The sequence below is a fragment of the Pseudoalteromonas sp. CuT4-3 genome (assembly GCF_035666335.1).
Taxonomy (GTDB): domain Bacteria; phylum Pseudomonadota; class Gammaproteobacteria; order Enterobacterales; family Alteromonadaceae; genus Pseudoalteromonas; species Pseudoalteromonas atlantica.
Genome location: NZ_CP142030.1, coordinates 939,616 through 963,402, shown reverse-complemented (window position 1 = coordinate 963,402; position 23,787 = coordinate 939,616). Strand labels below are relative to the sequence as shown.

The 23,787-nt window shown below is 40.6% G+C and carries 21 protein-coding genes and 1 pseudogene; 10 read left to right on the top strand and 12 right to left on the bottom strand.

Features of this window, described 5'->3' with window-relative positions:
- Positions 1–67 precede the first annotated feature (67 nt).
- From nqrF to VOI46_RS04265, 9 genes are all read right to left on the bottom strand, one after another.
- Positions 68–1,297 carry an NADH:ubiquinone reductase (Na(+)-transporting) subunit F gene (gene nqrF / locus VOI46_RS04305; RefSeq protein ID WP_004587138.1) on the bottom strand — a complete coding sequence of 410 codons (1,230 nt, stop codon included), beginning with the start codon at positions 1,295–1,297 and terminating at the stop codon, positions 68–70.
- Positions 1,298–1,315: 18 nt separating this feature from the next.
- Positions 1,316–1,924, bottom strand: coding sequence for an NADH:ubiquinone reductase (Na(+)-transporting) subunit E (gene nqrE, locus VOI46_RS04300; protein ID WP_004587139.1), 609 nt, complete (start codon positions 1,922–1,924; stop codon positions 1,316–1,318).
- 10 nt (positions 1,925–1,934) lie between these two features.
- The gene (locus VOI46_RS04295; protein WP_004587140.1) at positions 1,935–2,567 is read right to left on the bottom strand and encodes an NADH:ubiquinone reductase (Na(+)-transporting) subunit D; all 633 of its coding nucleotides are present in this window, start codon (positions 2,565–2,567) and stop codon (positions 1,935–1,937) included.
- Positions 2,567–3,319, bottom strand: coding sequence for a Na(+)-translocating NADH-quinone reductase subunit C (locus VOI46_RS04290; RefSeq protein ID WP_004587141.1), 753 nt, complete (start codon positions 3,317–3,319; stop codon positions 2,567–2,569). Before VOI46_RS04290 ends, VOI46_RS04295 begins: the two co-directional genes overlap by 1 nt.
- A complete protein-coding gene (locus VOI46_RS04285) occupies positions 3,312–4,514 on the bottom strand; it encodes an NADH:ubiquinone reductase (Na(+)-transporting) subunit B (RefSeq protein ID WP_004587142.1) in 1,203 nt (400 codons plus the stop codon). Before VOI46_RS04285 ends, VOI46_RS04290 begins: the two co-directional genes overlap by 8 nt.
- 3 nt (positions 4,515–4,517) lie before the next feature.
- Positions 4,518–5,861: a Na(+)-translocating NADH-quinone reductase subunit A gene (locus tag VOI46_RS04280; protein ID WP_004587143.1), complete on the bottom strand. Its 1,344-nt coding sequence runs from the start codon at positions 5,859–5,861 to the stop codon at positions 4,518–4,520.
- 353 nt (positions 5,862–6,214) lie between these two features.
- On the bottom strand, positions 6,215–7,408 hold the full coding sequence (gene fabV / locus VOI46_RS04275; protein WP_004587144.1) for an enoyl-ACP reductase FabV: 1,194 nt from the start codon (positions 7,406–7,408) through the stop codon (positions 6,215–6,217).
- A gap of 124 nt (positions 7,409–7,532) precedes the next feature.
- Positions 7,533–7,844 (bottom strand): BolA/IbaG family iron-sulfur metabolism protein, encoded by a 312-nt coding sequence (locus tag VOI46_RS04270; protein WP_004587145.1) that lies wholly within the window; start codon positions 7,842–7,844, stop codon positions 7,533–7,535.
- Between the two features lie 55 nt (positions 7,845–7,899).
- Positions 7,900–8,511 carry an alpha-ketoglutarate-dependent dioxygenase AlkB gene (locus VOI46_RS04265; protein ID WP_004587146.1) on the bottom strand — a complete coding sequence of 204 codons (612 nt, stop codon included), beginning with the start codon at positions 8,509–8,511 and terminating at the stop codon, positions 7,900–7,902.
- A 42-nt stretch (positions 8,512–8,553) separates the two neighbouring features.
- Here VOI46_RS04265 and VOI46_RS04260 point away from each other — a divergent pair, with 42 nt between their 5' ends.
- From VOI46_RS04260 to VOI46_RS04245, 4 genes are read left to right on the top strand one after another with little or no spacing between them, the layout of a single operon-like run.
- Positions 8,554–9,696, top strand: a complete 1,143-nt coding sequence (locus VOI46_RS04260; RefSeq protein ID WP_004587147.1) for a methyltransferase — start codon at positions 8,554–8,556, stop codon at positions 9,694–9,696.
- Position 9,697: 1 nt separating this feature from the next.
- Positions 9,698–10,258, top strand: a complete 561-nt coding sequence (locus VOI46_RS04255) for a YajG family lipoprotein (RefSeq protein WP_004587148.1) — start codon at positions 9,698–9,700, stop codon at positions 10,256–10,258.
- A gap of 2 nt (positions 10,259–10,260) precedes the next feature.
- On the top strand, positions 10,261–10,878 hold the full coding sequence (locus tag VOI46_RS04250) for a peptidylprolyl isomerase (RefSeq protein WP_004587149.1): 618 nt from the start codon (positions 10,261–10,263) through the stop codon (positions 10,876–10,878).
- 46 nt (positions 10,879–10,924) lie between these two features.
- Positions 10,925–12,304 carry an MFS transporter gene (locus VOI46_RS04245; RefSeq protein ID WP_004587150.1) on the top strand — a complete coding sequence of 460 codons (1,380 nt, stop codon included), beginning with the start codon at positions 10,925–10,927 and terminating at the stop codon, positions 12,302–12,304.
- A gap of 71 nt (positions 12,305–12,375) precedes the next feature.
- Here the strand turns inward: VOI46_RS04245 and VOI46_RS04240 are convergent, their stop codons facing one another.
- A complete protein-coding gene (locus VOI46_RS04240) occupies positions 12,376–12,615 on the bottom strand; it encodes a helix-turn-helix transcriptional regulator (RefSeq protein ID WP_004587151.1) in 240 nt (79 codons plus the stop codon).
- A 499-nt stretch (positions 12,616–13,114) separates the two neighbouring features.
- Between VOI46_RS04240 and VOI46_RS04235 the strand changes: the two genes are divergently transcribed.
- The gene (locus VOI46_RS04235; protein ID WP_004587152.1) at positions 13,115–13,303 is read left to right on the top strand and encodes a hypothetical protein; all 189 of its coding nucleotides are present in this window, start codon (positions 13,115–13,117) and stop codon (positions 13,301–13,303) included.
- Positions 13,304–13,351: 48 nt separating this feature from the next.
- Here VOI46_RS04235 and erpA read toward each other — a convergent pair whose 3' ends face one another.
- Complete coding sequence (gene erpA / locus VOI46_RS04230) at positions 13,352–13,690, bottom strand: iron-sulfur cluster insertion protein ErpA (protein ID WP_004587153.1); 339 nt, start codon at positions 13,688–13,690, stop codon at positions 13,352–13,354.
- A gap of 248 nt (positions 13,691–13,938) precedes the next feature.
- On the opposite strand from erpA, the gene VOI46_RS04225 reads away from it, so the two are divergent.
- From VOI46_RS04225 to VOI46_RS04205, 5 genes and pseudogenes are all read left to right on the top strand, one after another.
- On the top strand, positions 13,939–15,621 hold the full coding sequence (locus VOI46_RS04225) for a chloride channel protein (RefSeq protein WP_004587154.1): 1,683 nt from the start codon (positions 13,939–13,941) through the stop codon (positions 15,619–15,621).
- Positions 15,622–15,628: 7 nt separating this feature from the next.
- The gene (locus tag VOI46_RS04220; RefSeq protein ID WP_004587155.1) at positions 15,629–16,063 is read left to right on the top strand and encodes a CopD family protein; all 435 of its coding nucleotides are present in this window, start codon (positions 15,629–15,631) and stop codon (positions 16,061–16,063) included.
- Positions 16,064–16,179: 116 nt separating this feature from the next.
- The gene (locus VOI46_RS04215; RefSeq protein ID WP_004587156.1) at positions 16,180–17,196 is read left to right on the top strand and encodes an aspartate carbamoyltransferase; all 1,017 of its coding nucleotides are present in this window, start codon (positions 16,180–16,182) and stop codon (positions 17,194–17,196) included.
- Between the two features lie 35 nt (positions 17,197–17,231).
- Entirely contained in the window at positions 17,232–18,512 is a 1,281-nt protein-coding gene (gene hemL, locus VOI46_RS04210; protein ID WP_004587157.1) for a glutamate-1-semialdehyde 2,1-aminomutase, read from the top strand.
- Between the two features lie 157 nt (positions 18,513–18,669).
- Positions 18,670–20,456 (top strand): annotated as a pseudogene (locus tag VOI46_RS04205) (methyl-accepting chemotaxis protein).
- Positions 20,457–20,586: 130 nt separating this feature from the next.
- Here the strand turns inward: VOI46_RS04205 and VOI46_RS04200 are convergent.
- Positions 20,587–23,607, bottom strand: a complete 3,021-nt coding sequence (locus VOI46_RS04200; RefSeq protein ID WP_004587159.1) for a TonB-dependent receptor — start codon at positions 23,605–23,607, stop codon at positions 20,587–20,589.
- Positions 23,608–23,787 lie beyond the last annotated feature (180 nt).

The window sequence follows — 23,787 nt, the reverse complement described above, 5'->3', positions numbered from 1 at the left end:
AGCCCCGTAGCACAAAGTGCGACGAGGCCCGTATTTTAACCAAAACTAAGCTGTTTTGATATGGGTGTTAGCCACCGAAGTCATCTAGTAAGATGTTTTCGTCTTCTACACCTAGGTCTTTAAGCATGCCGATAACAGCCGCGTTCATCATTGGAGGACCACACATGTAGAACTCACAATCTTCTGGCGCTTCATGATCTTTCAAGTAGTTTTCATAAAGTACGTTATGGATAAAGCCTGTGTAACCTTCCCAGTTATCTTCTGGTTGTGGGTCAGACAATGCGGTATGCCATACAAAGTTATCGTTTTCAGCTGCTAAGCCGTCGAAATCTTCAACATAGAACATTTCACGCTCAGAACGCGCACCATACCAGAAACTAATCTTACGCTTAGAGTTTAAACGCTTAAGTTGGTCAAAGATATGTGAACGCATTGGTGCCATACCTGCACCACCACCTACGAATACCATTTCAGCGTCGGTGTCTTTAGCGAAGAACTCACCAAATGGACCTGAAATAGTTACCTTGTCGCCTGCTTTAAGTGACCAAATGTACGATGACATTTTACCACATGGTAGGCTTAGGTTTCTTGGCGGCGGCGTAGCAATACGCACGTTAAGCATGATAATGCCTTCTTCTTCTGGGTAGTTAGCCATTGAGTATGCACGAATTGTTTCGTCGTCTACTTTTGACTCCAGGTCGAAGAAACCAAAGTGATTCCAGTCGCCACGATACTCTTCAGGAATATCGAAATCTGCGTATTTAACATGGTGAGCAGGCGCTTCGATTTGGATGTAACCACCCGCACGGAAAGGCACTGATTCGCCATCTGGAATTTGTAACTTAAGCTCTTTAATGAACGTTGCTTTGTTATCGTTAGAGATAACTTCACAATCCCATTTTTTAACACCGAAAATTGACTCTTCAAGTTCAATTTCCATGTCGTTTTTAACATTTACCTGACACGCTAAACGACAGCCTTCACGGGCTTCACCTTTAGAAATGTGATCAAGTTCTGTTGGTAAGATATCGCCACCACCTTCTTTAATGTGTACACGACACTGACCACAAGAGCCACCGCCACCACATGCAGATGATACGAAAATACCTGATTCAGATAGCGCGCCTAAAAGCTTGCTACCTGCTGATGTTTTAATGGCTTTGTCTGGATCGCCATTAATACCGATGATGATGTCACCGCTTGCAACTAACTTAGATTTAGCACCAATGATAACTAAAACTAGTAGTACAACGATAGCGATGAAAACACCAACGCCTAAGAAAATCTCATAACTCATGATTTATCCTCGCTACCTTTACAGTGAAATACCAGAGAATGACATAAAGCCAAGACCCATTAAACCAACAGTGATGAAGGTAATACCTAAACCACGTAGGCCATCTGGCACGTCTGAATATTTCATTTTCTCACGGATACCTGCAAGTAATGTAATTGCAAGCGCCCAACCAACACCAGCGCCAACACCATAAACAACAGACTCGCCGAAGTTATAGTTACGCTCAACCATGAATGATACCGCACCAAAAATCGCACAGTTAACTGTGATTAGTGGTAAGAAGATACCTAATGCGTTGTAAAGTGCAGGGAAAAACTTATCTAATGCCATTTCCAAAATTTGCACGAGTGCTGCAATAACACCAATGAACGTTAAGAAACGTAAAAAGCTAAGGTCTGCTTCAGGGTAACCAAGCCACTCTAATGCACCCGGTGCAAGTACGGCATGGTAAACCAAGTTATTTACTGGTACAGAAATACCCAGTACCACAATAACGGCTACACCTAGGCCAATTGATGTAGTTACTTTTTTAGATACTGCTAAGAAAGTACACATACCTAGGAAGAAAGCTAAAGCTAAGTTTTCAATAAAAACCGCTTTTACAAATAAACTAATATAATGTTCCACTGCTTGCCCCTTACGCTTTAGCTTCTACTTGGTCTTTCTTATAAGTACGAAGTACCCATATGAATAAACCAATGATGAAGAATGCACTCGGTGGTAAAATCAATAGACCCATAGGTTGATACCAACCACCATCTTGTACTAATGGGATAATATCAACACCGAATAGTGTTCCCTTACCAAATAGCTCACGAATGAAACCAACAGTAAGTAATACCACTGAGTAGCCTAAGCCATTACCGATACCATCTAAAAATGACATAAGTGGTGGCGACTTCATTGCGTACGCTTCAGCACGACCCATTACAATACAGTTAGTAATGATTAGGCCAACGAATACAGAAAGCTCTTTCGCCGTAGCGTAAGAGAATGCTTGTAACACTTGGTCTACAACAATTACTAGTGAAGCAATGATCGTCATCTGTACGATAATACGTACTGATGAAGGTATGTGGTTACGAATGCTTGAAATGAACAAGCTAGAAAACGCCGTTACTAATGTCAAAGCAATTGACATGATTAAGGCATTTTTTAAGCTAGACGTTACCGCCAGAGCAGAACAAATACCAAGTACTTGTAATGCGATTGGGTTGTTAGCTAAAACCGGACCAAATAGGACCGACTTCATTTCTTTAGTATCAGCCATTATTTCAACGCTCCTTCACGTACCTTCGCAAGGAAAGGACCAAAGCCGTTTTCACCAGTCCAAAAGTCAACTGTGTGATCAACACCATTAGAAGTTAATGTAGCACCTGATAAACCATCAATTTGATGTTCGTTGCTAGCACCGCTTTTCATAATGTTAATAGGTAACTCTTTACCTTGCCATTTAGCTGTCCATTGTGGGTTTTGAATTTCGCCACCCAGGCCTGGTGTTTCGCTATGCTTGTAAAAGTTGATGTTTTTAACTGTTTCGCCATCGCTTTCAAGCGCTAAGAAACCATACATTACACCCCAAAGGCCGTAACCTTGGATAGGTAAAATGATTGCATCTGTAGAACCATCTTCTTTTTTAGAGATGTAAACAGGTGAGTTTTTAGTCATACGCTGAATACCAGCGATGTCCTTAATCCCTTCTGCTTTAAGTGCAAAACTTCTTTGTTGGTCGAATTTCGATTTTTCGAAATCAAATGAGTTTGGATCAGCATCTTCAACAAATTCGCCAGTGTCCATATCAACAACACGTGCTTCGATTTTGCCATCGAATGTGTCAGATACAGAGTTTGCGATTTCAATATCAGCTGCTGCTAAGATATTACGTTGAATATCTTGAGTTTTATTAGCTTGCTGTAAAGGACGAAGCTGTACAGAAGCAAACGATACAATAATTGCACACACTAAACATAGTGCCACAACAACCGTTAACGTTTTGCCGATTGATTCGTTATTACTAGACATTACGTGCCAACCTCCGCTTGATATTAGCTTGCACTACAAAGTGATCGAACAGTGGAGCAAATAAGTTAGCAAATAAGATTGCTAGCATCATGCCTTCTGGGAAAGCAGGGTTTACTACACGGATCATAACTACCATAAAGCCAATAAGCGCGCCGTATGCGAACTTACCTTTATCGGTAAATGCAGCTGATACAGGGTCAGTAGCCATAAAGAACATACCAAACGCAAAACCACCCAGTACTAAATGCCAATGCCAAGGCATTGCAAATACAGGGTTGCTCTCAGAGCCAACCGCATTTAATAAGAATGCAGTTGCCACCATACCTAGGAATACACCTAGTACAATGCGCCAAGAAGCGATGCGAACGTAAATTAAGAATAAGCCACCAATAAGCACAGCAAGCGTAGATGTCTCACCTACAGAACCTTGAATGAAACCGTAAAACGCATTCCACCATAGCTCCATGTTGCTGTAATCAAGAGTGCCTACAAACGCTTGACCTAGCATAGTTGCACCAGAGAACGAGTCTACTGCAGTCCATACTGTGTCACCTGAAATTTGTGCAGGGTATGCGAAGAATAAAAACGCACGGCCCGCTAATGCAGGGTTTAAGAAGTTACGGCCTGTACCACCAAAGATTTCTTTAGCAATAACTACACCAAACGTAATACCTAGCGCCACTTGCCATAAAGGAATAGTCGCAGGCAAAATAAGTGCAAATAATACAGAGGTTACGAAGAAACCTTCGTTAACTTCATGCTTACGCACAGAAGCAAATAGTACTTCCCAAAAACCACCTACTGCAAAAGTAACGGCGTATATTGGTAAGAAGAAACATGCCCCGTAGAACATTTTAGCGCCCCAGCCCGACTCAGCGGTTAATTCACCACCAAATAACTGGAACAAGCCAACCTGCCAAGAGTTTGCTAGTTCAAAACCTTGTGCTAAAGCACCTGCGGCCTGATGACCGATGTTGAACATACCAAAAAACATAGCTGGGAACGTCGCCATCCACACTAAAATCATCATGCGTTTTAGGTCGATATTATCGCGAACGTGAGTTGCGCCTTTATTTACATAACCTGGCGTGTAAAAAATAGTCGCGGCTGCTTCATACAGGGCGTACCATTTTTCGTGTTTACCACCTGGTTCAAAATGCGGCTCAATGTCTTCTAAAAATTTCTTTAAACCCATCTCTTAGCCTTCCTTCTCGATCGTTGTTAAGCAATCGCGTAGGATAGAACCATACTCGTATTTGCCCGGACAAACGAAGGTACATAACGCTAAATCTTCTTCATCAAGTTCAAGCGCACCTAATGAAATTGCACTGTCTAAGTCACGTGAAATTAAGTCACGTAATAATAGGGTTGGCAAAATATCTAGCGGCATTACGCGCTCGTAGCTACCAATTGGTACCATGGCACGTTTTGAACCACCTGTAGACGTTGTCATTTTAAATAAACGACTCGGTGCAAGGTGAGAAAGGAATGTACGCGTTACAGAGAATTTATCACTACCTGGTGCAATCCAACCAAACAGCTCTTTTTCGCGACCTTCAAGTAAAACAGATACTTGAACGTGGTAGCGGCCTAAGAATGCATGAGGACCTGAAGAAATAGCGCCAGATAAAACAGAACCAGAAATAACACGGTTATCACCGTCTTCTAATTCGCCTGCCACTAAATCATCTAATGAAGCACCTAGTTGTGTTTTCACTAAACGAGGGTTTTTAACGCGAGGACCTGCAAGCGAAATAACACGGTCTGTGTTGATTTCACCAGTAAGGAATAAGTGACCATACGCGATAACGTCTTGGTAACCAATATGCCAAACTTGTTTATTAACAGATACTGCATCAAGGTGATGAATATGAGTACCAACTAAGCCTGCTGGATGCACGCCACCGAACTCATGTACTTCTACTTGAGCGATAGACGAGCTAGGAACTTGACTGCCAGCTTGCTTACATACAAATACTTTGCCATCGGTCAAACGCGAAACAACAGCAAGACCCGCTTCAAATGCAGCTGCATTTTCGGCAATAATTACTGCAGGATCTGCAGCAAGAGGGTTTGTGTCGATAGCGGTTACAAATATAGAGCTAGGATTTGCATCCAACGCAGCTATTTTGCTAAATGGGCGAGCACGAAGTGCTGTCCATTGACCTGACTGAACAAGTACTTCTTTGGCTTTTTCACGCGATAAGCTTGCAAGCTCATCTGCATTGAAAGAGTCAAAGGTGATTTGCTCACTGCCGTTTACTTCAATAACAACAGATTGCAGCACACGTTTAGCACCACGATTAATTTCTTTTACTGTACCAGAAGCTGGTGCAGTAAATAGGACGCCTGGGTTCTTTTTGTCTTCAAAAAGTACCTGGCCTTTTTTGACTTGGTCATCCACACGAACATGCATGGTTGGACGCATACCGATAAACTCTTCACCTAGCACAGCTACACGTTTGATGGCAGAACCATCATGAATAACTTGCTGAGGCGCGCCCTCTATGGGTAAATCCAGACCTTTTTTTATGTTGATCATACGCACTTGCATTAATTAACGGAAAGAAACTGAAAAATCGTATCAACCACGTCGCCACTTGAGTTATCCAAGATATATCAAGGTACAAAAGAACAACTTGCTAGGAATATCAAACAAGCAACGCAGTAAAACTCCTCACATATTGCTTCGATTTTAACATCATTATGTACGACTATGCGAGTGTATTTATGAAAATTATACGACAGAAACACTTATTTAGTTTTGTTAAGTGTTTTAAATAAAAATCAAGGTAGACCAAAGTGGTAGCCTAAGCACCTAACTGCCACAAAATATCTAAAACACTAAAAGCAAAAAAGCCGCAATAAGCGACTTTTTATAATTACAAAGTATGATTAGTCAATCATGTTTGCAATTGGCTTCACTGCATCTACATCTTGCTCATAGTCAACAGCGTCAATGCCAAAACCAAATAAACGTAAAAATTCGTTATGGTAGCCTACATAATCGGTTAGCTCATCAATTGAGCTCGTATCTACTTTATCCCAAACAGCTTGCACACGTGCTTGTACATCGTCTTCTAGCTCTTTGTAGTTTTGGAATAAGTGGCCGCCCTCGTCAAAGCGTGGGTTTTCACCGTATAGGTTTTCGCTAAATAAAGCATGAATTTGCTCAATGGTGCCTTCATAAGTGCCATCGGCTTTCATTACTTTAAATAAAGCAGAGATATATAGCGGCATAATAGGAATGGCAGAGCTTGCCTGAGTAACAACAGCATTTAACGACGACACATAGGCTTGACCATTTAAATCTTTTGTCGATTCTTTAATTGCAGCAGTTGCTCGGTCTAAATCTTCTTTTGCTTTACCTATAGTTGCGTGCCCGTAGATTGGCCACGTTAACTCTTTACCTATATAAGTATAAGCCGTGGTTTTAAAGTTATCGGCTAGTACGTCTGCTTCTTTTAATGCATCAATCCACATTTCCCAATCTTCACCGCCCATCACTTTAATGGTGTTGTCGATGTCATCTTGGCTTGCGGCTTCTACTGTTACTTCGTCAATTTCGCGCTTTGACGTATTTAAGTTTTTTGTAGTTACAGCACTGCCAATAGGTTTAAGTGTAGATGAATACACCTCACCGGTATTTGGATCGGTACGACGAGGCGATGCTAAGCTGTAAATAATACAGTCTACTTTGCCTAAATCTGCTTTGATTGTCTCGATTGCTTTTTGCTTAATTTCGTTAGAAAACGCATCGCCATTAATATTTTTTGACCAAAGCCCAGCTTCATCTGCAACGTCTTGAAATGCTGCTGTATTGTACCAACCAGCAGAACCTGTTTTACGCTCTGTACCTTCTTTTTCAAAGAAAATACCCAGTGTTTTAGCCCCACCGCCAAATGCCGCCGTAATACGAGACGCTAAGCCGTAGCCAGTAGATGCACCAATTACGAGTACATTTTTAGGCGCATCTTTTAATTCGCCTTGTTGTTTTACATAGTTAATTTGCTCTTGAACATGCTCTGCACATCCTACAGGGTGTGCGTTAGTACAAATAAATCCACGAATTTTAGGCTTAATGACCATTGATCATCCTATATCTTTTACAATAAAAATTAGCGCTAGTTTAAAGGCTAATACTAAAAACACTGATCTGATCAGTTAAACCTGATCAAATACCCCTATTTATATTGGCTAACCTACATTGTGGTTAATTTAGCTTTGAGCCGCCCATACAATTTGGAGAGTCAGGTGCTTCGCCACCCTGCTCTGAAAATTCATCAGGCGTGTACGTATGAATCGCTAAGGCATGAATATGATTTGCTAGCTCATCTTTTAGTACTTCGTTAATTTGGCGGTGGCGCTGTAGTAATCGCTTACCCGCAAACTCTTCACTTACCACAATTACTTTAAAATGCGACTCAGTACCGGCGCTATGCATATGGCTTTCGTTAATTACGTTTAAATGCTTACAGGCAATCGCGCTACTAAGCTTGTCTTGAATTTGTTGTTGCATTGACATTAAAACACCATATTTAGTCACTGATTTGTGCAGCTACTATAACAAGTTAATTTAACTAACTAAATTGCTTTTGTTTAATGTGCTCAATAAAGCGGTACGTTAAGCTGATCCGTGGGTGAGCAAGCGTTGTTTGTTTGGGGATTGCGTGCTGGTAGTCGCGCTGACTATGCCCACTCATCACTAAACAACTACCGCTTTGTAATTTTAAGTCGGTGACTTTATTCGTGGCTTTTTGCTTTAATTTGAGTACGCGCTCAGCACCAAGTGATATACATACAATGGTAGGTTCAGGGCCTAGTTCTATTTCATCATCACTGTGCCAGCCCATGGTGTCGTTACCATCACGGTAATAATTGACTAATAACGAATTAAGCGGCTTATTTAAATGTCGCTCTAAACGTTTTCGCATTGCTAAAAGCACCTCATCCCAAGGCTCTACAATTTGTTTACTGTGTGAGTAACCATATTCAATATTTAAGTCGCTCATAAAACATTGCAAACGTGGAATGGGCCCTGTTCTGCCATACACAGTGACATTAGGCTGCTGCCAATTAAGATTTTTTTGTAAATAATAAAATAAATCGAGGCTTTTTTGCGCACTAAGCGCCTTACTTTGATAAGAAAAGCCGTTTGGTAACTGTTGGGGGTTGGCGTTTTGCCGTTGCATGTTAGAATTTACCTACATTAGATTACTGATCAACAAACCATTATGACGACGCAAGCCCAGCTAGGCGATAAAACATTTACTCTTGAACGTTTCCCTTTGGATCAAAAAAACCGCAGTTTACAAGCGTGGGATTCGGCCGACGAGTACCTTATCAATTATGTTAACGAACATCACCCTGATTGTCGCTCATTACTAATTTTAAACGACGCGTTTGGTGCCCTTGCCTGTTATTTTAGTGAATTAACGGTTTGTTCAGTTAACGATTCTTATATTAGCCACCAAGCTGCAGCCTATAATTTAAAAGAAAATAAACTATCAACAGCCCAATTTACACAGTTAGATAGCTTATCTGCGCTGCCTGAAGAGGTTGATTTAGTACTTATAAAAATACCGCGTAACGTCGGGTTTTTACAGTTTCAATTAAGCGAGTTGAGTGAAGTACTTGCCCCTGGCACACCGGTTATTGCCGCGGGTAAAACAAAGGAAATTCATAACTCAACTATAAAAGCGTTTGAGCAATTTATTGGCGAAACCAAAACAAGTTTGGCCGTTAAAAAGTCGCGTTTAATATTAAGTACAGCTAAAGGCGGTTATAAAGAAGCTAACTTCCCAGTAAGTTGGCAGCTTGAAGGCACTGATTTTAATATAACGAACCATGCCAATGTGTTTTCGCGCGATTCGTTAGATATAGGTGCACGGTTCTTTTTTAATTACTTGCCACAAATCTCAAAAGCAAAAAGTATTATCGACTTAGGTTGTGGTAATGGCGTAGTGGGCTTAATGACGTTATCACGCTGTCCAAATGCGTCGGTAACCTTTGTTGATGAGTCGTACATGGCGGTCGAATCTGCACGTTTAAATGTAGAACTTAACCAAGCAAATAAATTTGATGATTGTAAATTTATAGAAAACGATTGTTTAACCGGCTTTGCAAGAGACAGTGTGGATATGGTGTTGTGTAACCCTCCATTTCACCAAGCCCAAGCCGTTACCGACCACATTGCGTGGCAAATGTTTAAACAAGCAAAAGATACATTAAAAGAAGGTGGCGAGCTGCGTATTATTGGGAATCGTCATTTAGATTATCACGATAAATTAAATCGTATGTTTGGTAACTGTAAGCTATTAGGTTCAAACAAAAAGTTTGTAGTGCTCAGCGCAACTAAAAATAGTGGGATGCTATAAAATGAAATTAACTAAATTTATTTTAGCCTGTTGCTCCATGCTGGTGTTTAGCGCATGCAGTAACCAGCCAAACCAAGTGATACTAAACCCGGTTTATAAAAGTGGCCAAATTAGCGTTATTTCAGCCAGTTTAAGTACCAGCGTTATTGATTTACGTGGTGATAGCGCCACCCTTAAGCTTGTTGAGTCGGACAAAACCAAAACCTTTGCCAGCCAAGATATTGTAACCTCTGTTAAAAGCGTATTAGATAGCGCGCTAAATCGTAACGGGGCAAGTATTTCAAACCTAGCAACAACCCGCTTTGAACTAGACATTCATGCCCTACAAGCAAAGGTGACTGAAAAGCTCATGAGCCATACCAGCGAAGCGCACATTGAGCTAGGCGTACGGGTCATTCGCTCTACCAGCAATTTTAGTAAAGTGTATCGTGGCAGTGCTAATTTAGAAGGGCCGCTGAGCCACGATCGCGCCAAAATTGAAGGTCAACTCAATAAGTTGACGGAACAAATTATAACCCGCATTGTATCGGACCCAGAATTAATTGAATTTTTAGAAGGTTAACAATGAAACGATTTTTAATCTGCTTAAGCCTACTATTTAGTGTAAGCACCTTTGCCGCGCAAGAAGGCCGTTTTGTTCAAAAAGACAATATTTTTCCGCGTGTAGAAATAGTCACGTCATTGGGTAGCATTGTGGTTGAGCTAGACCGCTCAAAAGCCCCTATTACGGTAAATAACTTTTTAACCTACGTAATGGATAAAAGTTACCAAGGCAGTATATTCCACCGTGTAGAACGTGATGTTGAAAACGACCGTGACTTTGTAATACAAGGCGGTGGCTACGATAAAGACCTTGATGGCTTACACGAAAACGACCCTATATTTAACGAGAGTGGCAACGGTTTAAAAAATGATATGTACAGCATCGCTATGGCGTATCAAGACCGTGAACCGCATTCAGGAACTCGCCAGTTCTTTTTTAATATGGATGATAACGATCATTTAAACCCAGGTAGAGACTGGGGCTTTGCCGTGTTTGGCAATGTAATGGACGGTTACGACACACTAGATAAAATTATGGCAGTAGAAACCGGCTTTAATGAAAAAATTGGCTACGACTTTGTACCAAAAACGCCCGTTGTTATTTTAAATATTAAAGTACTTGAGCAAACCCCATTATAAATCACTGAGGTGCAACTAAGTTGCACCCAACGCCAATGAAGGCCCTATGAGCAAAACCCTCTCAGTAAGCGAATATTTCTCGTATTTTAAAGATAAACGTTTAATCAATATTTTTATATTTGGTATGAGCAGTGGTTTTCCATGGGTACTGATTGGCTCTGTGATGTCGGCTTGGCTAAAAGACGAAGGCCTAAGCCGCAGTATGATTGGCTTATTTGGTATTGTATTTGGCGCATACAGCATTAATTTTATGTGGTCGCCGCTTATTGATAGAACCAAACTGCCATTATTGTACAAATGGTTTGGGCAACGTCGCAGCTGGATTTTATTTTGCCAAAGCTTTATGTTTATTGGCACCCTGCTTTTAGCGGGGCTTGATTTAAAAGCAAACTTAGCGATTGCCGCCGGCTTATGTTTACTCATCGCAGTCGCCTCTGCCACACAAGACATAGCAATTGATGCTTTTAGAATAGACACGTTAAGCGAAAACGAATCTCATAAAGCCACTGCAGCTGCTGCTATGGCCACATCGGGTTGGTGGACAGGTTATGCATTACTGGGGGCTATTCCTTTTTACATGGCCGATATCCCCTCTTTAGATTGGCCACAAGTGTATTACTTTTTAGCCGCTGTTATGTTGATACTAATGAGCGGCGTGTTATTTGCCAAAGAGCCTAAATCAAACCGAGAAGCTGTTCACGCAGAGCTTGAGCGCGTATACCTTGAAAAACTAGCCAGCATTAAACAAACGCCCTTTACTAAAGTGATAGCTTGGCTTGGCGTTACAGTGGTTGATCCCTTTAAAACCTTTTTTGCTAAAAATGGGGTTAAAACAGCCCTTGCCTTATTAGCATTTATTTTCTTATTTAAAATAGGCGAAGCTTTCTTAGGGCGTATGTCGATTGTTTTTTATAAAGAAATAGGCTTTAGCAACAGTGACATAGCCACTTTTTCAAAAGTAGGTACTGCAGTACTCACCATTGCTTTTACCTTTGTGGGCAGCTTGTTCAATCAAAAGTACGGCATTGTAAAAGGGCTATTTATAAGTGGTGTTGCTATGGCGGGGTCTAATTTAGCATTTTCGGCTATTGCCCTGGTTGGCCCTAATTTAGGTTTATACGCTTTTGCTATTGTAATTGACGGCTTTACTCAGGCTTGGTCGTTAGTGGCTATGGTGGCATTTATATCGATGTTATGTGACCGGGCATTTAGTGCAACACATTATGCATTACTGGCTTCGCTTGGTAATTTAGGGCGTACATTGCTTTCAAGTTACAGTGGTGTGGTTATTGATGATTGGCTAATGGGAAATTGGGCATTATTTTTTGTGTTAACGGCATTAATGGTAATACCTTCGCTGGTGTTTTTATATTTGATTAGGCATAAGCTCTATCAGTTAGAGCAAAATTACCATAAAAATATGTAATGCATCCCTGCATTAACGTGATTTGCTTAGGCCGTTCAAGTGCCCCTTATAACACCCTAAGCAAAACAATATTAATCCGCTTTAATTAAGCCTAGCGCTTCATGCGGATCAACTTCAAGTGCATTACAGTAACGTACAAACTCAATAACATCTAAGCGGCGTTCTTGATTTTCAATCTTACCGATAAATGAGTGAGGTGTTCCTAGCACTTGTGCCAGGCTACGCATTGTATGACCCTTTTCATGGCGTTTTGTTTTAAGCCATTTAGTTAGCTTTTCGTTTTCTTCAGAAGAAACAGTCTTGCCCATCATTTTACATCTCCTACTAGATGATATGACATACCCGTCAAAGCAGTAGTCACACAATGATTGGAGGCATATAAGCAGGTACCCACTACATTATTCAATAGCAAGCTATTGCTTAAATAAGCAAAGGTATTGCTACTTATTCAACCTACCAATCTATTCAGTGCTAACCCGCAAAAATAGGATATAGGTTTATTTTTATTAAGAGTGAAATTTTGCCCGTCTCACTCTTGGATACATTATATACTATTAACAGTTCGGTTAAATAATTAATTACATAGTTTGCATAAATTTACCCAACCACTAACCTTTACTTATGCTGAATATTTAAGTTAACGTACCAAAAATATTAAGTTATTTCCTAAAAAATTAATTGTAAGATAAAAGCACTTTATTACAAATTAACGTGCGAATAACCTTGCTGTATTGATGTTTAAACAACAGTAAGGGTAAAAAAGTTCCCATAAATAACGTTTTTCCCTAACTAAGGGACTAAAGAGGAAGTATGTTTAGAGTCTTATTTTTGTTGCCTATTTTACTATGCTTTTTATGGTTTTTGTTTTTACGTCACTACGGTGTACCCATTAAACAAGGTAAAAAAGGCTTTTTATACATACTTGCCTTTTCTGCTTTTGTATTAGGCTTTTTTGTATTAATAATGCAGTTTACCCATTACAGCCCAATTGAATTTTAGGCATTAAAAAAGCCGCTAACGCGGCTTTAATAGCTAAGCGTAAATTGCTTAAACGCTAAAACTTGCACCACACCCACAGGTAGTCGTTGCATTAGGATTAGATACAAAAAAGCGTGCGCCTTCTAACCCTTCGGTGTAATCCACTTCGCCATCAACTAAGTACTGAATACTCATTGGGTCAATAACCAGGGTTACACCATTTTTAACTATTTCTAAATCGCCAGGATTTGCTTTTTCATCAAAAGTAAAACCATATTGAAAACCAGAACAACCACCACCTGTTACGTAAACACGCAGTTTTAAATTTGGATTTTCTTCTTCGTCGATTAACTGTTTAACACGAACAGCAGCTGCATCGCTGAACTTTATTGGTAATTCTTCAGACATTTTAAAACCCTCAATATCGCAATGGCGTGATTATCTAATACCCGAGTGTTTTAATCAAGTATAGTCAAACATCTCTTGCGCTATCTTAGGCTTTTAACTATTGCTTAAGCCGATACGATAGCAAAATGTGTTTTCAGTGATTGCTGTAATATTTGTTAATATAAGTGTTTAAAATTGCAAAATCACAAGGACTTACCTGCACACTTTTGTTAAACTGCTCGCTGAAAAAATGTGGCGGAGAATACAGCATGTGGCTTGAGCAACTCAGGCGTCGATTAGCAAAACCAAAAACCTCTGTGCAATTATGCTTATTAGGCGTAAGTGCTGGTTTAATTGCTGCATTTTTTATTATTTTATTTCGCTTAACGATTCTGTTTTTTCAAAGCTTATTTTTAGACACTCCCGATAATTTTACGACTATCCCCACTCTTGAACGGGTTTTAATGCCGTTAATTGCTGCGCTACTGATTGCTACATTTGCTGCATTTACTGGCTTTAAGCACTACCGATTAGGCATTCCTTTTGTTATTCATCGCATTAAACGCCACTACGGGCAAATGCCGCTTTACAACACCATAAACCAATTTGTTGGTGGTGCACTGGCACTTATTAGTGGTTTTTCGGTGGGCCGCGAAGGGCCATCTGTTCATATGGGCGCCACTGGCGCAAGTATATTAGCCGATAAACTTCATTTACCGCATAACGCCATGCGTACATTAAGTGGCTGTGGTGTCGCCGCTGGTATTGCGGCCTCGTTTAATACCCCACTGGCTGCGGTTATTTTTGTAATGGAAGTGGTGCTACGTGAGTACAAAGTGCATATTTTTGTACCAATTATGCTTGCCGCACTAACTGGTGCATTAGCGACCCAATTTGTGTTTGGTGAAGGCTCAGAGCTTGCACTTATTAGCATTACGCCATTGAGTGGTTGGCATTACCCATATTTAATTTTATGTGGCATGGCCTTAGGGGCAATTGCCTATAGCTTTAATCAAAATTTAATGCTGATTATAAAAACATTTAAACCTTTAAGCATGTTTCCTCGTTTACTCATTGCAGGTTGTATTGCGAGTATTATTGCCTATGCAGTGCCCCAAGCGATGGGTTCGGGTATGAGTGCGATTACTATTGCGGTTGAATCGCCTGAAAACGCGCAACTACTTACCACTATTTTAATAGCTAAACTGCTAGCGACCTTGTTTGCCATTGGCCTAGGAATACCGGGTGGCTTAATAGGCCCCGTTATTGGGCTAGGTGTATTAACAGGTACTTTAATGGCCTTTTTTGCCCAATTTATAAGCCCAGGTGCTGACATTGCAGGTACATACGGCGTATTAGGAATGGCAGGATTACTCGCAGCTACATTACATGCGCCGTTAGCAGCATTAACAACTGTGATGGAGCTTACGTCCTCGCCAGAGATTATTGTACCGGCCATGTTAGTGATAACAACCGCCTATGTAACGGCGCTGCAAGTATTTGGCAATCGGTCTATATTTTTGCAACAGCTTGATTTTCAGGGGCTACCTTATCATGTATCTCCCGCAACGGAGGCGCTACAAAAAGTGGGCATAATGGATGATATGGATGAGGACTTTAAACTGCTTTATTCAGACGATAAAGAGCAAATTAAAAACACCTTAGACGCCATGGACAGCCAAACCCCTTTAATAGTTTACGATGAAGAAAACGGCTATCGCTTAGCAGAGTACGACCTTACCCTGATGTCGGGCGAAAACATAAATATAAACTACATTAGTTTACAAGGCATTAGCAGCCAGTCGACCTTAGCTGATGCCTTTGATATTTTAAAAGATAAACGCAGCGGCGCCCTGTATGTATACAACTTGCTAGATGATCAGCAAATAATGGGGCTATTACGCTGGGATCAAATAAATAATATTTTAACTATTCGTAACAGCCTACTTTAGGATTCTTATGAGCGCTTTACTAATTTATAAAACACTGCACATTTTTTTTATGATTGCTTGGTTTGCCGGTATTTTTTATTTACCTCGGTTATTTGTATACCACGCAATGAGCGAAGAAAAAGCCTGTAACTCAATGCTTAAAGTGATGGAACGCCGGCTACTCTTTTTTGTTACCCCGTTTGCTATTTTAACGGCCGTTTTTGGTGTACTCACTATTGTAGAATATGGCCGTGAGTGGTTTAGATACAGCATGTGGCTGCACTACAAACTGGTACTGGTCATTATTTTATATCTATACCACGGCTACTGCTTTAAATTACTGAGCGACTTTAAACACGACAGAAATACCAAAACGGACCGTTTTTATCGTATTTTTAATGAGTTCCCAGTTATTGCGCTGCTAATTATTGTTGCGCTTGCGGTAATAAAACCTAATTTATAAGCTGTGTAGCGCATGTTAAACTGCGCTGCAATTTACAATACTTGCTATAACACGCGCGATTGCGTGCCCCATTTTTATGGATTATCGCGCCCCTTTGATTGATTAGGAATAACCCCATGTTAAGTTTCCAAGGTGAACATATACTGTCGGTAAATCAACTCGACAGAGACTGCATTGAGCGTATTTTTGCAGTAGCGAAAAAAATGGAGCCTTATGCTAAAAAACAAAAGCAAACAACAGTGCTAGAAGGCGCTATTTTAGCTAATTTGTTTTTTGAACCAAGCACGCGTACGCGTGTAAGCTTTGGTACTGCCTTTAATTTATTAGGCGGTGGCGTGCGCGAAACAACCGGCATGCAAAGCTCAGCACTTGCTAAAGGCGAATCGCTTTACGACACTGCGCGTGTTATTTCGGCTTACGCTGATGCCGTCGCTATGCGCCACCCTGATGCAGGCTCGGTAAGCGAATTTGCAGACGGTTGTACCGTACCGGTAATTAACGGTGGTGATGGCCCAAACGAGCACCCTACTCAAGCATTACTTGACTTGCTAACTATTGAGCGCGAACTCAACCGATTTGATCAAAACATAGATGGCATGCATATCGCCTTAGTTGGCGATTTAAAATATGGCCGCACAGTACATTCATTATCTAAATTATTGTGCCATTACAAAAACGTAAAATTTTCGATGGTGGCGCCCGATGGCCTGCAAATGCCAACGAGTATTTTAGATGCGGTAGAAAATGCAGGCCATAAAATACAATTAGTAAACAAAATGGAAGGGAACTTAGCAGCCGATATTGTGTACCAAACACGTATTCAAGAAGAGCGCTTCCCTTCACAAGAAGAAGCTAATAAATACCGTGGCGGCTTTAGAATTAGCCAATCAATTTATAACGCGCACTGTAAGCCAAACTCCGTGCTTATGCACCCGCTCCCACGTGATAGCCGTTTAGAAGCTAATGAGCTTGATAACGACTTAAACAGTAACGACAATTTAGCTATATTCCGCCAAGTACAAAATGGCGTGTTAATTCGTATGGCACTGTTTGCTTTAACCCTCGGCGTAGAAAACAAAGTCGAGCAATATGAAGTAGACGTACCTTGGTTTAGCCGCAAACGCGACAGCTAAACACTTTTACCAAGCGACAACTAATAGGATTTTTCATGACAATTAGCCAAGATTTATTTAATCGTGCACAAACTTCAATTCCTGGTGGCGTAAATTCACCTGTACGTGCATTTAACGGTGTAGGTGGCACACCACTATTTATTACCAAAGCCGAGGGTGCCTTTACCTTTGATGCCGATGGCAACCGTTATATTGATTACGTAGGTTCGTGGGGTCCGATGATCATGGGCCATAACCACCCAGCTATAAAGCAAGCTGTTCACGAAGCGGTAGAAAACGGTTTAAGTTATGGGGCGCCCACTGAAGCCGAAATTTTAATGGCCGAAAAAGTAAAAGCGCTTGTACCCTCAATCGAAAAAGTACGCATGGTAAGCTCAGGAACAGAAGCAACAATGAGTGCCATTCGCTTAGCTCGTGGCTATACAGGGCGTGATAAAATCCTTAAGTTTGAAGGTTGTTACCACGGCCATGCCGACTCATTATTAGTAAAAGCAGGTTCTGGCGCATTAACCATGGGTGTGCCAAATTCACCTGGTATTCCTGAGGATTTTGCAAAGCACACGCTTACCGTATCGTTTAATAACCTTGATGAAGTAAAAGCGGTATTTGAAAAATACGCAGACGACATTGCATGTATTATCGTTGAGCCAGTAGCGGGTAACATGAACTGTATTCCTCCTGTAGAAGGCTTTTTAGAAGGCTTGCGTGCAGTATGTGATGAGTACAAATCGGTGCTTATTTTTGACGAAGTAATGACCGGTTTTCGTGTTGCATTAGGTGGCGCTCAGGCGTATTACAACATAAAACCTGACTTAACATGTTTAGGTAAAGTCATTGGTGGCGGCATGCCTGTTGGTGCCTTTGGCGGCAAAACCGAAATTATGGATTACATTGCGCCAGTAGGTCCGGTTTACCAAGCCGGTACTCTTTCTGGTAACCCTATTGCAATGGCTGCGGGTTTAAAATCGCTTGAGCTATTAAGTGAACCAGGTTTGCACGATAAGTTAGAAGCTATTTCTAAAGCTATTTGTGAAGGTTTTGAAGCAGGCGCTAAAAAAGCAGGCATTCCTTTAACCACTAACTACGCAGGCGGTATGTATGGCTTTTTCTTCACTGAAGCAGAAAAAGTAACCACTTATAAACAAGCTACAGAATGTGATTTAGAACGCTTTAAACGCTTTTTCCACTTAATGCTTGAAGAAGGTGTATACCTAGCACCTTCTGCATTTGAAGCAGGGTTTGTGTGTGCAGCGCATACAGAGCAAGAAGTACAAGCGACTATTGAAGCTGCAGAGCGCGCCTTCGCTAAGCTATAAGCATCCAATACATGTGTTAATAATGTGCGTTATTAACTCTGTAGTTAAAAAAAGCCCTTACGGGCTTTTTTTATTTGTGCGTATTGATAATTGAATGGTTTTTAGCCTTTATACGGTCTCACTTTTTAGACTCACTTTTACCCCACAAGAGAAACGTATGACGAGCTTAAGGCACTTAGCAGCACCTGCTATATCATTAATGGGCAACTTAAAATATAAAACTAAAATTGGTTTAGTTTTTGGTATTTTATTATTACCCCTTGCGCTTAGTTTGTTTTTTTAATCTCTTTATTAAGCGAGAGTATAAGCGTCTCTCAAATGCAAAAACAAGGTTTACTGAGCTACAGAGACATTCTTGCAAATCAAATGCAGGGTGAAACCTATAAAAATGTAAAAGTAGCTAAAGCACGTGGTTTTAATGTAAAAGATGAGCAAATGAATGACGTACTTGAGCTGGTTTCAATACAGTCTAATTTGGCCTTAGATAACCAACTTGCGAGTGCTTATGTTAATCGCGCATTAGTTACGCCTATACCTGCGCTTATCATACAGATAAATGCGACAGCGCAAAGCGCTAATACTGTTCTTACTAACCAGCGTTTTACACCAGAGACTTTTATTGCGCTTTCAAACTTAAGTAAATCGCTACCTTTGTACCAGCAGCAACTCGATAAAATACTTACAATTGCCACCTCGGCCGATGCATCTATAAATAAAGCACTGACGCCCTCTCTCACTAATTTACATAACGCCATAGCCGCTTTTAAAACAGCCATTGATAAAAAGCTGCTTGAACCAGATGATATACAGCTTACACAAAACGAATTTGCAGGGCTTACCAGCCACGTGCTTAGTCGTATTAGCCAACTAATTGATAAAAGCATCCCTACCCTTGAATCGCTAATAAATGAAAAACTGACCACGCAACGCTTGATAAGAAACACTGTATTAGCTGCATCATTAATTAGTTTATTGATTGCATTTTACTTAATGGTTGGTTTTTATTTTGCGGTAGTTGATACCATTAATCGCTTTGCCGAAGCAGCGCAAAGAGCAGCAAATGGCGATTTAAATGCAACAATTAGCTCTAGCACCAATGACGAGATGGATATTATTGCAGCGCGATATAATTCACTCCTTAATGCCTTTTCAAAACTTTTAGAGAATGTAAAAGCAAGCACTGTGGAGCTATGTGGCGCCACTAAATCGCTTTCACAGGCAAGCAGCCAAACGAGTAACGATGTTGAAAAACAGCAAATACGGGTAAACGCTATTCATGATGCACTAAGTAATATGGAGCAAAGTGCAGTGAGTGTAGAAGAGTCTGCTAATCAAGCGATGTTAACAGCACAAGATGCCGCGCAGCATGTAAAGCAAGGCTCTAACAACACCATGGAACTTGCCAAATACATGCAAGACCTTCAAGTTGAATTTACCGAAAGCCAACAAGCCCTCAATCGCTTAGCCCAAGATAGCCAAGAAATTAGTAAAGTAAGCAAAGGCATTAGCGAAATAGCCGATCAAACTAATTTATTAGCCCTAAACGCAGCAATAGAAGCCGCACGAGCCGGAGAACATGGCCGTGGTTTTGCCGTGGTAGCTGATGAAGTAAGAACCCTTGCCCAGCGTACACAAACTCAAACCCAAGAAATTCACCAAATAATTAGCTCACTCCAACAAGCTTCTGACGATACACAACAAAAAATGCGCACCAGTGTAGAAAAGATGGAACAATCGGTAAACGCCGCCACCGAAACAAACGATATTTTACAAAGTGCAGAGCAAAGCATGGGCGATATAAAACACCAAGGCGAAGAGATAGCACTGCAGGTTAAAGAGCAATCTAACGCAACCACACAAGCATTAAGCGATTCGCAAGAAGTAAGTAACTTAGCAGATCATACTCTTCTCTCTGCGCAATCTACACTGCAAGACGCACAGTAACTTAGTCAGCTCTCTGATGACTTAACTAAATCAATGCAGTTTTTTAAATCTTGAAAATAATAAAAGTGCTTTTAAATTACAAAAAACCCTTCGATTAAGAAGGGTTTTTAAGGTTAGTTATTAATAAGTATTAAAAGCGAGCTTCCAAACCTATACGAACGTAACGTGGTGTTTGCCAAGAGTATGCAGCATCATGGTACGCATTTACTTCACCTTCATTTTGCTCATAGTGTTCATTCAGTGATGACTCTGTTTGCGAGTTGAAAATGTTAAATACATTAACCGATGCACGCATGTCGATATCAGATACTGTGAAATCATATGCAGCAGATAAATCTAAGTTAAATACCCAAGGTGTACGGCCATTTGTGCCTCGGCTATGTTTTTCATAGATTTTCTCATCTTGATCACAGTCGCCGTTGCCATTTGTATCTGGACACTCATTAGTATAAATGTAGAAAGTATCACCCCAACCGCCATTTAAATTTGGATCGGTAGATGGATAGCCTTGACCAAATAAGCTCTTAGGACGCCCGCTTTGTAAAGTAGCATTCCAGCCTACAGTTAAGTCTTCCATTGGCTCCCAACTACCAAAGAATTTAAATGTATGGCGTCTATCATTAGGTTGATAGCCCTGAGATCCATCCATAACTGCTGGGAAGTCAAAGTCTTGGGTAATACCCGCATCAGCTTGACCAATATCTGATTTAACAGCCCCTTCAAAGTTACCTACACTTCTAGCCCATGTATAACCAAACTGATAACGAATAGTGTCAGCTTTATAGTCAAGGCTAAACTCTACAGCGGTGTATTCATTATTTGCTTTAGGTAGGCCTATTGTTTCTGCTGAATAGGTAGTTAAAGAACCACTATCTGGAACACCGTCGTTATTGAATGATGAATCTCCCCAATCGGTTCCATTCCAGTAGTAACCGTCACTGTACCAGCTAGACGAATCGCCAGGGTTTATCATTACGCAATAAGGGTATGCATATCGCCCACAGTAGTCATCTAATGCTGTTGCAACTTCGCGGTATATACCTTTAACACCTACTGTATATTCATCATTTAAAGCTTGCTGTATACCTATAATATATTCATCTTTAGAGAATGGATCAGCCTCTTGCGCTTGGAAGATATCTTTTTCAGGTATAACCGGTACACCACTCACTTGCTGTGAGTTTTGAATACCACCATTCCCAAGCGTATCAGCTAATGGCGTTAGGCCTGTTGGTGCGCCAGTTTGCGAATCAACACCAGTATACGTATAAGCTGTGGTTATATCACTAACCCCTGATGCGGCTCTAAAAATAGTATTATTGGCTACGGGTAAGTAATAACGCCCATATGTACCATAAACTTTAGTGTCGCCTGTACCTGTAGGATCCCATGTGAAGCCTAGTCTAGGTGCAATATCTGTTTCAAAGCTAGTTAGTAACTTACCAGTCGTACCCCAGCTATCAAACTCATCAATACGTAAGCCAACTTTAACTGAGAAATCCTCTGTTACTTGCCACTGATCTTCTATGTAGTAAGCTGTTAACTCTGATTCAAAGCTGCCGCCGCCATCAAAGATACGGTCTTCAACATAGTCAAGCGAGGCACCAGTGTTATTTGTTAGTGCGCCATTATCGGCTTGCCAACTACCATTATCTGCAAGTGTTCTGTAATCATAGCTGTGGCCACCAATAGGACTACTTATATTCTCAGACTTACGCTCTTGGTAATCGATACCAAATGTTATTTCATGGTCATTCCATACATATTCAACATCTAAGCGATATTGGGTATTTTCATCATTATTGGCACCAAAGCTACCGCCTGCACCACAGCCAGTGATTGGATTAGCAGTACCTCGAGAGTCGGTAATAGATGGACAAACCAAGTTTTCTGATTGCGTTTCATATTCGGTTTTAATATTACCAGCCATTGCAGTAACAACTAGGTCTTCGGTTAAAACACCCGTATAACTTAAGCTTTGTGCTTCACCACCACGCTTTAAAATGGCGCCATCGATACGATCGCCCACAGTACCGTTATTGTATTCGTATACTGAACGCTCAATATCACGACGATTAGAATAAGCAAAGTAGCTTAACCTATGGTTTTCATTAATATCCCAATCAAGCTTACCGCCCCAAAATAAATTATCGCCACCAGAAGCTGATTCATTACGGTATTGATCGTTTGGCGAAAATTCATCTCCACCCCACGTGTATGTAGACTCAGTATCTCTTGGGTTAATTAATCCATAGAAAAACAACGTGTCTTCAATTAGAGGACCACCAGCAGAAATAGTCACATCTGTTTTGCTATCAGTGTCTAAGCTTTCATCTCTAAATATTTGACCTGCGCCATTGTTACCACGAGAAATACTTCCCTCTTCTTGCAAAGAGTCTGGTTGAAATTGCACAACTGCCGCAAATTCCCACTCATTTGTACCACTTTTAGTAGTTGTATTTATGGTACCACCGGTTGCGCGGCCAAATTTGGCAGAGTAACCACCCGTTTTAACTTGGAACTGGTCATAGAACTCAAACGGCACTTCACCACAACCAAGGCCTTGGCGGGTATTAGTAACCTCTAAGCCATTAATATAACATGCATTTTCAGCTACTGATGAGCCACCAAACGACGCAGTATTACCAAAAGCACTGTCTCCTTTAACAGCTCCAGGTGCCAACAATGCAACCGAGGTAAGGTCTCTGTTTATCGGCATGCGGTCTATTTCAGCATCTGTAATAACTAGGCCAGAATCGGCAGTTGTTAAATCAATCGAAGAAATACGAGCGCCTAATACTTGAATTACTTCAGGACCGGAATCACTGACTTGTGCTAAATCAAAGCTCGCTTTTGCATTAGCGCCTAATGAAACGCGAACACTATCTTCAGCTACAACGGCACCGTTTTTTAAGATTTGTATTTGATAGCTACCTGAAGGCAATGAAGCAAATCGAAATGAACCGTCTTCAGAAATATTTAATGTTCTTTCTAACCCTGTTGCAGGATTTTTTACTGTTACGGTATACCCTGCTGTAGTAGAAATATTATCGATAGAACCTACAACATCAGATGCCACTGCTGGAAGCGCTACACCTAGTGAAGCGAGAACCGCTATTGCCGTAAGATTTTTTTTGAAAATATTTTTCATACTCTTATCCCTGTTAAGTTTATAATTATTTTTGCACTTTATACAAAATGCATACAGAGGGTATCAAAAGGGTACAAATTGTAAATATGTTAATTAAATAAAACTAAAACATAAATAAAAATAAATTAAAAACAATAACTTAAATTTATTTTTACATGTTTATTTGTGATATATAAGATT

What these genes read in the sequence shown, in the direction of transcription:
- nqrF (WP_004587138.1), bottom strand. Translation starts at nt 1,297, where the DNA reads ATGAGTTATGAGATTTTCTTAGGCGTTGGTGTTTTCATCGCTATCGTT.
- VOI46_RS04295 (WP_004587140.1), bottom strand. Translation starts at nt 2,567, where the DNA reads ATGGCTGATACTAAAGAAATGAAGTCGGTCCTATTTGGTCCGGTTTTA.
- VOI46_RS04290 (WP_004587141.1), bottom strand. Translation starts at nt 3,319, where the DNA reads ATGTCTAGTAATAACGAATCAATCGGCAAAACGTTAACGGTTGTTGTG.
- VOI46_RS04285 (WP_004587142.1), bottom strand. Translation starts at nt 4,514, where the DNA reads ATGGGTTTAAAGAAATTTTTAGAAGACATTGAGCCGCATTTTGAACCA.
- VOI46_RS04280 (WP_004587143.1), bottom strand. Translation starts at nt 5,861, where the DNA reads ATGATCAACATAAAAAAAGGTCTGGATTTACCCATAGAGGGCGCGCCT.
- fabV (WP_004587144.1), bottom strand. Translation starts at nt 7,408, where the DNA reads ATGGTCATTAAGCCTAAAATTCGTGGATTTATTTGTACTAACGCACAC.
- VOI46_RS04270 (WP_004587145.1), bottom strand. Translation starts at nt 7,844, where the DNA reads ATGTCAATGCAACAACAAATTCAAGACAAGCTTAGTAGCGCGATTGCC.
- VOI46_RS04265 (WP_004587146.1), bottom strand. Translation starts at nt 8,511, where the DNA reads ATGCAACGGCAAAACGCCAACCCCCAACAGTTACCAAACGGCTTTTCT.
- VOI46_RS04260 (WP_004587147.1), top strand. Translation starts at nt 8,554, where the DNA reads ATGACGACGCAAGCCCAGCTAGGCGATAAAACATTTACTCTTGAACGT.
- VOI46_RS04255 (WP_004587148.1), top strand. Translation starts at nt 9,698, where the DNA reads ATGAAATTAACTAAATTTATTTTAGCCTGTTGCTCCATGCTGGTGTTT.
- VOI46_RS04250 (WP_004587149.1), top strand. Translation starts at nt 10,261, where the DNA reads ATGAAACGATTTTTAATCTGCTTAAGCCTACTATTTAGTGTAAGCACC.
- VOI46_RS04245 (WP_004587150.1), top strand. Translation starts at nt 10,925, where the DNA reads ATGAGCAAAACCCTCTCAGTAAGCGAATATTTCTCGTATTTTAAAGAT.
- VOI46_RS04240 (WP_004587151.1), bottom strand. Translation starts at nt 12,615, where the DNA reads ATGATGGGCAAGACTGTTTCTTCTGAAGAAAACGAAAAGCTAACTAAA.
- VOI46_RS04235 (WP_004587152.1), top strand. Translation starts at nt 13,115, where the DNA reads ATGTTTAGAGTCTTATTTTTGTTGCCTATTTTACTATGCTTTTTATGG.
- erpA (WP_004587153.1), bottom strand. Translation starts at nt 13,690, where the DNA reads ATGTCTGAAGAATTACCAATAAAGTTCAGCGATGCAGCTGCTGTTCGT.
- VOI46_RS04225 (WP_004587154.1), top strand. Translation starts at nt 13,939, where the DNA reads ATGTGGCTTGAGCAACTCAGGCGTCGATTAGCAAAACCAAAAACCTCT.
- VOI46_RS04220 (WP_004587155.1), top strand. Translation starts at nt 15,629, where the DNA reads ATGAGCGCTTTACTAATTTATAAAACACTGCACATTTTTTTTATGATT.
- VOI46_RS04215 (WP_004587156.1), top strand. Translation starts at nt 16,180, where the DNA reads ATGTTAAGTTTCCAAGGTGAACATATACTGTCGGTAAATCAACTCGAC.
- hemL (WP_004587157.1), top strand. Translation starts at nt 17,232, where the DNA reads ATGACAATTAGCCAAGATTTATTTAATCGTGCACAAACTTCAATTCCT.
- VOI46_RS04200 (WP_004587159.1), bottom strand. Translation starts at nt 23,607, where the DNA reads ATGAAAAATATTTTCAAAAAAAATCTTACGGCAATAGCGGTTCTCGCT.